The 13,800-nt window shown below is 44.9% G+C and carries 1 protein-coding gene; it reads left to right on the top strand.

Annotation, left to right across the window (positions count from 1 at the left end):
• The first annotated feature begins 24 nt into the window (after positions 1–24).
• The gene (rtxA, locus tag LGZ98_RS14845) at positions 25–13,419 is read left to right on the top strand and encodes an MARTX multifunctional-autoprocessing repeats-in-toxin holotoxin RtxA (protein WP_262978235.1); all 13,395 of its coding nucleotides are present in this window, start codon (positions 25–27) and stop codon (positions 13,417–13,419) included.
• Positions 13,420–13,800 lie beyond the last annotated feature (381 nt).

The following is a 13,800-nucleotide window of genomic DNA, read 5'->3' as shown; positions in this document are numbered from 1 at the left end:
TTGTATGATTTAAAGGGATTTTTGATGGGGAAATCATCAAATAGAAGTACAGAGTACTTCTTTACAGGAAAATACTACGACGATAATGATGGTAATAGTATTACTGCTATTGGTGTTGGTGGTGAAGTTTATGCTTATGGCGGAAATGATGATGTTACTGTTGGTTCACTTAAAGTCGATGTATACCACACAGATGGTGACCTTGCGGTAAAGGGAGCTTCAGGTTACACCGGCATTAGTAAAACGGGAAATGGTGGCTTGTCATTTGCGGGGGCCGCCGGTGCGGCTTTTATTAATCATACGGGTGATACGGGAAATTTAAATTATTCGGGTGCTGCCGGCTACAATAAACTGGTTCGTAAGGGTTTGTCTGGTGATACAAATTTTAAAGGGGCTGGTGGATACAATAAGTTATGGCATGAAACTAACCGGGGAAATTTAGATTTTGCCGGCGCAGGGGCATACAACGACATTGACCGTACCTGGTTTAACCGTTATCAAGATTCACAGGGAAATGTGACTTTTAATGGCGCAGGCTCTGCAAACAGCATCAGCTCACGAGTGGAGAGCGGTAACGTTACATTTAATGGGGCTGGTGCTGATAATCACATTGTACGTAAAGGTAAAGAAGGTAATATTATCTTACGTGGTGCGGGGGCATCGAATCGCATTGAGCGTGTACGCCAAAATAAAGACGAGTATGAACAGACCCGCGGTGATATTACTGTTGAAGGTGCGGGGGGGTATAACAAACTCTATTCTGATGTCGCGCATGGCAATATTAATTTCTCCGGTGCGGGTGCTTACAATGAAATCACCAGAATAGGCATGAATAGCGATTCCGATGGTGAGACACTGGAATTTGCTAAAGCTAAAGAAATCGTATTGACGACGGCAACGATGGGAGGAAGCTGGATTCAGGAGTCTCAGCAAGTTACAGGTATTAAATCAACCGTCGAACCGAATACCTATCTTTTTGCGTTTGCTGACAAAATGTACACTAAAATCAGCAAAGTCCAGCTTCAGAATAATCCCACCACAGGTAGACTCGGTTATCATGCCACTTCTTGGTATAAAGCAGGTAACCACCTTAAAAATCTTGCGGCGAAAGAAATTTCGTCAGGCAATGGATTTATCGCGGTAAACGCTAATGGGGCTTACCGTCTCTCCAGTTTGGTTTTTGAGCATCAGCAACCTATCGAGATTCATGCTATCGAGGAAAGCCTATTGATAGATCGGTGGGTAACCTATGCGGGCGGCATGGTAATTAAAGCAGAGGATATCTCGCTAGGCGATGCCAAAATGGGGGGATATGCGATCTTCTCTGATGGCCGCAAAGTTGAGGTTTCCGCAGTCAAATCGAACCGGCAGCCCAATACTTATGTGTATGCCAAGGTAATGGGGCGATATACCAAAATTGTTGAAGTTCAGTTGAAAAACGATCCTGAAACAAGGCAACTGAAATACAAAGCAATAGCATGGTACAAAGCAGGCGATCATACGGGTAATTTGGCTAATGAAGAGCTTTCCTATGCTAACGGATATACCTCTATTGGCCCCGGTTACACGTTAAGCCAGCTTCAATATGACGTTAATACGGTGCGCCGTACTTCCCATCGATTAGTACATAGCGAAGAATATAGCCAGCAAGACCTTGTAAAGTCACCCACAAGCAGTGGTTACGTTAATTTTAACGGTGCGGGTGGTGGAAACGTTATTAAATCTAATGTCACGCGGGGAAATGTTAATTTTAAGGGCGCAGGAGCAGCGAATGTCATTTTGCACGGCTCAAAATTCGGTGATACCAATTTTGATGGTGCTGGTGCAGCTAACGTCGTTGTAAAAAGTGGTGAAGAGGGCGATCTGACATTCCGTGGCGCGGGTTTAGCCAATGTCTTGGTTCACCAAAGCCAGCGCGGAAAAATGGATGTTTACGCTGGTGGTGCGGTAAATGTTCTTGTGCGGGTCGGGGATGGGCGATATCTGGCACATCTTCTGGCTTATGGCAATATCTCGATCCACAAAGGCAACGGTAACAGCCGGGTGTTGATGTTGGGCGGGTACAACACTCATACCCAAATAGGTAATGGCAATGGGAACTGGTCCGGAGCGGGCGGTTTTAACGTCATCACCCAGGCCGGAGCAGGGGATATCTCTTCTGTACTTTTAGGTGGCGCTAACGTGCTAACAAAGCTCGGTGCGGGAGATATGGTTGCCGGTATGTTCGGCGGTGCCAATATTATCACCCATCTCAGTGAGGAGACTGAAACCGCCAACACCACCGCCATTGTGTTGGGCGGAGCCAACATCTTGACCAAGAAAGGGAAAGGCAATGCGTTGGCGGTAATGGGCGGTGGTGCAAACGTCCTTACGCATATCGGTGACGGCAATACCACGGGCGTGATGCTGGGTGGCGCGAATATCTTGACCAAAGTCGGAAAGGGTGACACGACTGGCATCCTGTTTGGCGTTGGCAATGTGTTGACCCATGTTGGTGACGGTTTGACGCTGGGCGTGATGGCTGCGGCAGGGAACATCTTCACCAAAGTCGGGGAGGAGACATCAATTGCGGTCATGATTGGTGCGGGCAACCTGTTTACCCATGTCGGCAAAGGGGATGCATGGGCGTTAATGGGGGGCGCAGTGAACGTCTTTACCAAAGTGGGTGACGGTAATGCGCTGGCCTTGATGGTAGCGGCGGGCAATGTGTTTACGCATATTGGGGATGGCACCAGTGTTGCGCTGATGCTGGCAAAGGGCAATATCGCCACGAAAGTGGGTAATGGCATGACCCTGGCGGCGATGATGGGCAAAGCCAATATCTTTACCCATGTCGGGGAGGGCAATACCTTTGCCGCCATGATTGGGGGTGCCAATGTGCTGACCAAAGTCGGTAACGACCTGACCGCCGCCTTAATGATAGGGAAAGCCAATATCTATTCGCATGTGGGTGATGGCACCAGTATCGGTTTGTTTGCCGGTGAATTGAACGTGATGACCAAAGTCGGTAATGGCACAACGCTGGCGGCCATGTTTGGTAAAGCCAATATGATGACCCATGTGGGGGATGGTTTAACCGGCGTGTTAGCACTGGGTGAGGCCAATATCGTTACCAAAGTGGGTGATGATTTTATGGGGGTGGTTGCGGCGGCTAAAGCGAACGTGATTACCCACGTGGGCAACTCAACGACGGCGGCTGTTTTGCTTGGCAAAGGCAATATTCTGACCAAAGTGGGCGACGGCACGACAGTCGGCCTGCTTATTTCCGATGTCGGTAACATGATGACCCATGTTGGCGAAGGCACGACAGTGGGCTTCGCCAAAGGAAAAGCCAATATCATCACGAAGGTTGGTAATGGTACCGGCGTAAATGTGGCTTGGGGGGAAGCGAATGTCCTGACTCAAGTGGGAAAGGGCGACCGTTACAACTTCGCGAAAGGTAAAGTTAACCTTATTACCAAAGTGGGAAATGGACAAGAAGTCACAGTGGTTCAGGGGGATGCCAACATTATCACCCATGTGGGTAACGGTGATGATTACACCGGAGCCTGGGGCGAAGCCAACATCATCACTAAAGTTGGTGACGGGCGTAATGTGGTGCTGGCTAAAGGTCAGGCTAACATTGTCACCAAGGTAGGGAAGGGCGACAGCTTTAACGCCTTATGGAGCGAAGGCAATGCCGTCACCAAGGTGGGTGACGGTATACAGGTGACGGCGGCAAAAGGCAAAGCTAACGTCACGACGACAGTGGGCAATGGCTTAAATGTCACTGCTGCTCATGGTGACGCTAACATTAATACTCATGTAGGTAATGGTGTTTCGGTTAACGTGGCGTGGGGGAAATATAACGTCAATACCAAAGTTGGGGATGGCCTCAATGTTGCGGTAATGAAAGGCTTAGGTAATGCCAATATTCAAATTGGTCATGGCTTATATGTTAATGCCTCTTATGCGCGCAACAATGTGGCGATTAAGATTGGTGATGGTGATTTTTACAGCTTGGCTGTGGCATCGAGTAATACAGAAAGCAACAAACTTACCTCTTTCTTCAACAATATCAAACAAACTGTACTCGGTGTGGGTGGCAGCCAGGCGATTAACTATCTGGTGCATGGGGATGAAGCAAACACATCGGGTACCCACAAAGGCAGAGGTGCGATTAACTTAACTGAAGTTTCCTCCATTGATGGTTTTAAGATGGATGAAATTGATCAAGTTGGTTCGGACTTAAATAATCATCTGAGCAGTTCTGTAACAGCGGTAGAAGTACCTAATATTGACTCAATAGAAAATTCTTTAGCCAGTTCGTTGAATCGAAAAACGCGGTCGGTATCAGATCGGAACGAAAATCTGATCGTCAATGGTAATTTTGAACAAGGTAATCAAGGTTGGCAATCAACCAATGGTGTTGAAGCATATTATGAGGCAAGTGCTTACGGCCTTGATAACGCAGGTCATGGCTCACGGGTCAGTGAACTTGATGTGGATGTCAGTACCACTATTTACCAGGATCTGAAAAACCGGTTTGAAGGTGAAGTCATTTCATTAAGCTTTGATTTTGCAAAACGTGCAAATAATGTTATGCCTAATGAAGGCATGGAAGTTATTTGGAATGGTGAAAGTAAATTTACCATTACTAATGGTGATACGGCATGGCAAAGTGAAACACTGGAATTAATCGCTAAAGCAGGTACTAACCGTATCGAATTTAAAGGTATCGGCGATAATAATGGTATTGGTTATATCTTGGATAACGTTGTTGCAAAATCTGTAGGTACATTGCCAGCCAATAGTGTTACTGAATATGCCAGGCAAGATCAGGCGGCTAAAAATGCGTTAAGTGATAAAGATAAAGCCGAAAAAGATCGCCAGCTTCTGGAACAAGAAAAAGAGAAACAACTGGCAGCGATTGAAAAATCGAAATCTCAATTGGAATCAACGGATCAGGAAGCTCTTAACCAAAATGGGCAAGTACAGAGTGATGCGATAAAAGAAGAAGCTCAGGCAGCGACTGAAGAACTGACTTTAATCGCTGACAAATTTAAACAACTTAAAGATGAAACTGATGATAGTCGTGAGTTGGATAACCATTATCTCGACTACGTGGGTGGAATTTCTGAGGACATCCAGAAGCGGTTGGATGATATCCGTCCGACATTAGAAAAACGGCTGGCAGAGATACATCGGGATACTATTGATACACAGCAAAAAGTAAAAGATGCTGTGGTGCTATCAGAAGCAGGTGCTGAAAAAGGTAAACAAAATCGTGATAAGGCGATTCTTGATGGTGTAGACGCACAATTCAAAGCAGATCAGAGAAAAGAAGAAGCTCTTTCACAACAGCAGCAGGCAGAAAAGGCGAAGGACAACGCCAATATTGCGTATCAGAATGCAGAAAGCCGTGGTAAGCGTGATACCGTAGCGGCGGAAAGTAAAGCAGCTCAGACCCAAACTGATGCTAAAGGGGCGAAACTAAGTGACTCTAAACCTGCTCGTATTGGTGCAAGTGGCAGTGGCTTGTCAGGAGAAAAAGCCTATGAGTCAACGGGGGCGGGAGAAACCGGCAGCCATATTGATCCTGAATCGATGCCAGAAGCGAGAAACAGATATTATCAAGGACTGACCGAAGAAGAATTGCAAGCGTTGGAGAGTGCTAAACAAGCTGTTAGCCGGTTGCAGATCAACGCGGGAATTCGTGCAAAAAATACTGGTGTTTCGTTTATTCCTCGGTCTGTTGAAACACAATCTGACAGCATTGTGGTTCCTCTTTCACATGAGACGCGTGAACTCGTTAGAAAAGCGCCGATAATTTCTGGTATTAATCTGGAAGGATTGGGTGGCAGCAAGAAGAGGGCAGTCGATTCTTCCGTACTCAGTCGTGCACAAAAAATCGCCCATATCTACCGTTGGCTTGATAATGGTAACAATAATGCATCGGACGAATATATTCCTGTTCCCGGATTTAAGCGTGTTAATGCAGATATTTCTGATAAAACCAGGCAACGGATAGTGACTTTTGTTGAACGGCATCTCAAGAATCCCAATGCCAAAAATAAAGTACCTGAAAATGAAATCACATCTTTAGCGAAACTATTTGTTGACGCCACATTAGATTATGACTGGGATAAACGAGTTGAGTTTATTACAAAACTAGACAGTTATGGCTATGGCTTTGAACCTGCCCGCGATGACAAAAGTATTGTTTCATTCTGGTCCGGGAAGAGTTTTAGAAGGCATCGAGATGTTCTTGAGGCCGCTCAACCGGATGGTAAGAAAATTGTTTACGATGTTGATGTGCAGGGAAACGCTTTTGCGATTCAACTCAATCAGCAACTCATGCGTTGGGGAATTATGTACCTCGCCGATCCTGAAAATAGTGAACATAAAGCGCTAAGATCGGCAATTGATGCTGCTACGTATAGCAACACTGGTTTCTGGAGTTCCATCTATGCCGCGGGATCACGTGGTGATGTTTATTTGATCTCTGAGGGGGGATTACGTCTTGGCAACTATTTCTGGAATGTTGAATTACCTGTATTGCGTAAACTACAACGTGAAGGATTAGTCGGTGATATTCGATTGTTGGATAAGCCGGCAAGTGAATATAAAGGGTTGCCTACCGAGTCGATTGGCCGCAAATTAACAGAGGCGGGTATTGCTGTGCAGGCGCGGTTTGATGTTTTGACTATTGAAGAACAGAAAAAACGGCTGTTAGCTAACCCCGGCGGCTATAAAGCCGATACCGTTGTTGATCTCGATATTAAGCTTAGTGCTATCGACACGATGCTGAATCAAGCATTGCCGTTTTATGGATTACGTACAGAACGTAACATATTAGTGCAAAAGAGTGATGAAGGATTTGAGGTGCGTTCGTGGCCAGGTAATGGCAATGAATTTAAGAGAATTATTGTAAAAAATACCACTAGCAATAATCTGCTTAAAGCAGTTGAACGTTTTATTCTTGCTAATTACGACAATTATGCACAGTTACCTGATGAGTTATATTTCATTGAAGATCGGATTATATCTCATCATCAAGGACATACTCGAATTCTTACTGAGAAAGTGAATGGCATCTGGAAGCCCATACCAAAATTGATGTCGGTGAGTGAGTTCCAGCAAGCCGCATCTGTTGCAGGTAAAATTCGTGGTGACAGTTATCAAAAAGTGATTGATGCATTAGAGAGTTATCACAATGCCCGACAAGGAAGAAAAGACTATGAATTGGATGTGATTGGAAAATTATCCGATTTGCGCCAACAGGTTGAAGGATATCTCTTAGGTCATCCTGACTCAGGTCGTGTACCAGCAATGAAGGACTTATTGTCTCAAATTGACACGCGTTTCGAAGAGTCGATGGTGCTTGCTGAATCCACGGTGAGAATCCCAGAGCAAGGCGATTTCAGTAGTCTGTACGATAAGTTTGACAGTGCGAATATCAAGGATTCAAAACATCTTTATATTGATGAAAATGGTGATTTTGTCACTCGGGGTAAGGCAAATATTCATATTAACCAGAAAGCGGAGAGTTCTGATAAAGCGGTTGAGCAAGTCAAGGCGGCGGTTATTAAAGAATATGGTCAAGATGTCTCAGATGCCGTCTTCTCGAATCTGAAAGCCAGCGATTTATCGATGGATGGTAAAGGCATTGATGTCTCTGGTTTAGGAAAAATCCATCAAGCGATTGAGCAGCATTTATCTCCGATAAGTGCCACACTGTTTGTTTGGAAACCAAGCGATCATAGCGAATTGGGTCACGTCGCCATGCAAATTGGTCAGGGACGTGCGCATATTAATACTGACGACGCGGGTGCTATCAATGAGAAAAATTATGTCAGTTGGTGGCCGTCGTTGAACCATAAAACTCTTGAAGCAGATGTAGCCTTTGAAGAGCATGATAAGTTCGGCCTGAAAGATGGTGATCGTAAATTACAACGTTTCATTGAAAAGCTGCAATTGGCACGAGGGATAGATATAACCTTCAAAGATGTTACTGAAGGCTTTGCCATGATGGCATTGGCAAATCCTACGTTGTTGCAATCAGCCGACATTCCTGAGCAGATATACCAGCCATTTGTTGAAATGTGGAATGATCATCAATATGAGATGGCCGATGTTGGCAGACTTTTTGCGGAAGAATTGCGATATCAAGCCGATAAAAATGTACAAGATCCTCAACTGGCAGAAAAACGTGTTGCTAATGTCATTCGTGAATTTAAAGAGCGAGAGTTGGAGAATATTCGGGACTTTAAAATTAGCGAAGCCGATCAAGGGCGCGTATTCCGCATTAACCTTGAAGGTCTGGATGTGGCGGCAATGCAGGCGGAATGGAATAAAATCAGTAGCGACCCTAATAAGCATTATCAATTGCTGACGAATAACTGTTCAAGCATTGTTGCCAGAGTATTAAAAGCAGGGGGTGCGGATAAACTTGTCGGTCATAAGTGGCTACCAAAGTTTGGTACCTGGACGCCAACTGAGTTGTTTAATTATGCTCAGGCACTTCAGGAAGCTCAGCTTGAAACAATAGCGAAAAAACAAAACCACTCTCCTGTGGAAGATTTAACTGCGTTATCTGGCAAAAATAAGGCATTAGAAACAGTCGTCATGGAGAATGATAGCACTCCATTATTGAATGAACTTATTACCAAGGATGGTTTGCGTAAGGAGGCCAAAGTTTTTGCTAAACCGATAGGTCCTTCTTATCAGGTAATTCTGGACGAACTTGACCGCATTCATAACCTGACTGGAAACGAGCAGTTAGCCGCAGGCTTCGAACTATATCAACGTATTACCCGTTACCTTGATGCACATCCTGATTCCAAACGTAATACCGCCTTGAGCAACGTACAGACGCAACTGGGGGATATTATGTTTAGCGGTGCATTACAGGAGGTGCGTGGCCCGTTGCTGGAGATAGCTCAAACTCGACCTGAGATGGCATTACGGATCTACCAGATTGCCAGCAATGAAGTTCGTGGTGATACACCAGGACTGACAGATCTGATGGTGCGTTGGGTGAAGGAAGATCCTTATCTTGCTGCTAAGTTAGGATATCAGGGGGAAATTCCCGCCGATCTCGCTTTTAATCCTAAATTCCATGTGGATTTAGGTGATCAGTTTGATGATTTCAAACAATGCCTGAGTCGAGCTCAAGATAAGGGATTGCTGACTCATGCTCGGATTGATGAGCGGAATAAGCGGGTTCATCTCGGCTACAGTTATAATGAGCTGCTGGATATGACGGGATCTGAAGATGTGAAGATGGCGGTCTATTTCCTTAAGGAAGTCGCTAAACAAGCGGATCCAAATTTTGCTGGTTCACACGAAGCGATTTTACTTAATCGGTTTGCTAATCCTGCCTACTTGGTTCAGTTGGAGCGGGGTAGGTTGGCACAGATAGAAGCGATATATCACAGCTCCCGTCAAACAGATGTCGCGGCTTGGGACAAACAATATTCCTCAGACGCCCTGACACAACTCAACCGTCAGCTTAGTGACGGGGTAGATCTGAATAACCAGTTATCGGTGCTACTTAAGGATCGCCAAGGGTTGCTGATCGGTGAGAGTCATGGTTCAGATCTTAATGGATTGCGTTTTGTCAATGAGCAGATGGATGCGTTGAAAGCTCATGGCGTGACGGTTATTGGATTGGAGCATTTGCGTTCGGATTTGGCTCAGCCGTTGATAGATAAGTTCTTGGCAGGTGGAGATATGCCCGCTGAACTGGCCGCTATGATTGAGACCAAACATTTGCCTGTTGACTTATTTGCGCGGGCTAAAAGTAAAGGGATCAAAATTATTGTATTGGATGACAACAGCACGACTCGTCCGGCAATAGAGGGATCACAACATGGCCTGATGTATCGTGCTGGTGCAGCTAATAATGTGGCGGTTGGGCAGTTGGGACAATTAGCTGAGGGAGAGAAATTTGTTGCCATTTATGGTGATGCTCATCTGCAATCCCATGAAGGTATTGATCATTTTGTACCTGGCATGACTCATCGTCTCGGTTTGCCGGCCCTTAAAGTGGATGCAAATAACCGTTTCATAGCTCAGGCGGATGATATTAGCCTGCGCAAGCGTTATGACGATGTTGCCAATGTGCTGCGTATTCAATTGCTTAATGGTTTGCAAGCCACATCAGCGGTAGAGTTAGTTCATAAGCCCGTTGAGCTCTGGCAAACAGTAGAGGTAATACCACAAACCGATGGTCGAGAGACCCGCTTTGATGGTCAAATCATTATCCAGATGGAGGATGATCCTGTAACAGTCAAAGCAGCGGCTAATCTGGCGAGTAAGCACCCGGATTCCAGCGTAGTTGTTCAGCTTGATTCTGAGGGTAAATACCGCGTTGTCTATGGTGATTCATCTAAATTTACACCATCGGACAAGTTACGCTGGCAGATTGTGGGGCATGGTCGTAGCGAATCAGAGCGGAATAACACGCGTCTGAGTGGTTACAGTGCCGATGAACTGGCAATAAAACTCAAACAATTCACTCAAGGCTTTGGTCCGGCGGGTAAACCAGACCATATTAGCATCGTGGGTTGTTCGCTGATTAATGATGACAAACGAGATGACTTTGCTCGTCACTTCATCACCACCTTAAAAGGGCAAGGTATTCACACAACTGTTTCGGCTCGTCGTAGTGAAGTTGCCGTTGATGTGACTGGGCGTAAATTTACCCAGAATGAAAATAATCAATGGATCAATAATCTGACTGATAACAAAGTCGTCTTGAGTTGGAATGAAAAAGGTGAACTTGAAACTCGTTCAGAGCGAGTGCGTCGCAATATTGCTGAAAGCGATATCAATCTTTCTCGTGTCGGTGTCGCGGATACTGATACGCCACCTAAAGGTGCAATTGTGGATAATGCAGATATTTTCACTGCGCCAGAGAAGCGCAAAAATAAAATTGAAACCGATTCAAGTCATGTATCGAATAACCAACTAATTTACTCAGGTAATATTCAGGTGGATGTGGGGAATGGTGAATTTACTGCGCTCAATTGGGGAACATCGAACGTTGGCATCAAAGTAGGTATTGGTGGCTTTAAATCATTGGCCTTCGGGGATAATAATGTGATGGTGCACATCGGCAATGGTGACAGTCAACACAGCTTCGATATTGCAGGTTATCAGGCGCTTGAAGGGGCACAAATGTTTATTGGCAATCGTAACGTCAGTTTCAATAAAGGCCGTAGTAATGACCTGATTGTGATGATGGATAAATCCCTGCCAACGCCGCCGTTGGTTAATCCATTTGATGGTGCAGCCCGTATTTCCGGTGTGTTGCAAAGCATTGCTCATTCTGGTGAAGAGCAGGACTGGCTAGCGGTGCAAGATCAGCAATGGACAATCGCTGGCGCGAAAAAATTTGTTCAGGATATGTCTGGTTTGGACCAAACCAGCAGCGTTGACTATAAGACGCTGGTTGATTTGGGTTCTCAACATGAGCGTAGTAGCCGTGGTCTGAAAAGTGATACGGAAGCCGCGCTGAATAAGCAATTCAACCAGTGGCTAAGTAATAATGGCAGCAGCGTTGATATAGGTAAAATGAGCCGTGCGGATAAATTCCGTCAGGCCAATGAGAAACTGGCATTTAACTTTGCGATAGGGGGACAGGGGGCGGATATTCAAGTGACCACGGGTAACTGGAACTTTATGTTTGGTGACAATATCCAGTCGATTCTCGATACTAACCTGGGTTCGTTGTTCAGTTTAATGACTCAGCAATACTCGACAACCGGTATAGCGAAGACCACGTTTACCTATAATCCGCAGGATTTGCCTCGCCAGCTTAAGAATAAATTGCTTGGCCGGTTAGCCAGTGTGAATGTAGATACCACTTTAGCGGATATCTTTGATGTGGATTACACTGCGGATGGTCGTATTGTCTCCCGTGGAGACGAGCCAGTGGATGGTGTGGCTATTCTAAAAGAGATGATTGAAGTCATTGGAAAATTCGGTGGTGAACAACTGAAAGTTTTCACTGATCCAGATAAATTGCTAGACGGCCTGAAATCTCACCTCAATATGGGGACGGATGGCATTAAATCCTTTGCTGAGAGTCATGGACTGAAACAGAAAGAGCCTGATGAAAATGAAAAAGCGGAGAGCACCGAACCAGAGCGTGCACTTGGTTTTCATTCGCTGAATTTGCCTAACCTGTTTGCGACGATGTTCAGCAAAGATAAGCAAGAAGAGATGAAGTCATTAGTGACCAATTTAAAAGGAAATCTAACCGCGGATCTGCTCAATATGGAGCAGAAAACGTTTGATTTCTTGCGTAACAGCGGTCATCTGCAAGGGAATAGCGATATCCATGTATCGTTGGGGAACTATAACTTCAACTGGGGCGGTGATGGTAAAGATCTTGGTGCCTATCTGGGAGATAACAACAACTTCTGGGGTGGTCGCGGAGATGATGTTTATTATTCAATCGGTACTTCCAACATCTTTGCGGGCGGTGCAGGTAATGATCTGGGCGTACTGATGGGGCGTGAAAACTGGATGTTTGGCGGTAATGGCGATGATACCGCGGTGGTAGCCGGACGCATTAACCATGTGTTCATGGGGGAAGGTAATGACCAGACGTTTGTCTTTGGCGAAGGCGGCTTAATTAATACCGATAAGGGCCAGGATTACGTTGTCACCTCAGGCAACTACAACCGGGTGGATACTGGAGAAGATCAAGATTATGCCGTGACCATTGGTAATAACAACCGGGTTGAATTGGGTGCAGGCCATGACTTTGCCAGAGTATTTGGTAATGATAACCGGATTGACGGCAACACTGGTAACGATGTGATTAAACTGATGGGCTACCATGCGGTGATTAATGGTGGAGAAGGTGATGACCACCTGATAGCGGCGACTATTTCGAAGTTCGGCCAGTTTGACGGCGGTGAGGGGCAGGATTTGCTGGTGTTGGGCGGTTATCAGAACCACTTTCAGGGGGGCGCAGGGATAGACAGCTTTGTGGTCAGTGGTAAGGTGATTGACAGTCAGGTTGATGATATCAATGCAGAAGATATGATTGTCTTTGACGGAATTGACTGGCAAAACCTGTGGTTCCAGCGTAGCGGATATGATTTGGTATTATCAGTAAACCGCCATACTGAGGATAAAACTGCTCAGGGGGCATTTGAATCAATAGGTTCGGTCACTTTTAGCAATTACTTTAATGGTAATCGCGCCAAACTGGTGGCGCGGACGGGAGATAAGAATACATTGGGAGAGCGTGAGTTTACGGCGCTATCGGATAATGCGGTTGATACTTTGATCCAGTCAATGAGCAGTTTTGCGCCGACAGCGGGTGATAATGGTTTTATTGAAAATCTGGACAGTAAGGCGAAAATTGCCATTACAACGGCGTGGGCAGATACCACGGTGGGTAAGGCGCAGTTTGCGTAATTAATTCTCAAAAATAAAAGTTAAAATGAATAATAAAAAAGGCTCACAGAATCGGTGAGCTTTTTTTTCGCTGAATAACAAATGTTCGTTATATTATAGTTTTTTCACTGACCAATGGTTATTTTTATTTATTAATTTCATTTGTCATTATTATTTCCTGACTAAAAAAGTAGGATATTATTATCTCATTTACTTATATTGTTTTAATAGCTATAATCTGTGTGGTTATTTATGGGAATGGAATAAAGTAATTGATGAAATTTTATATCTTAGTTTAGTCGTTACTTTATTATCTTCTCTGTATTTTCAATATTATCGCGGAAAAAACATCTGTGTTAACGATCTTTTTGAATTTTTTATTTATCTCATTCGATGGATTTG

Source organism: Photorhabdus kayaii, assembly GCF_025384895.1.
Lineage (GTDB): Bacteria > Pseudomonadota > Gammaproteobacteria > Enterobacterales > Enterobacteriaceae > Photorhabdus > Photorhabdus kayaii.
This window is presented reverse-complemented; position numbering and strand designations above follow the sequence as displayed.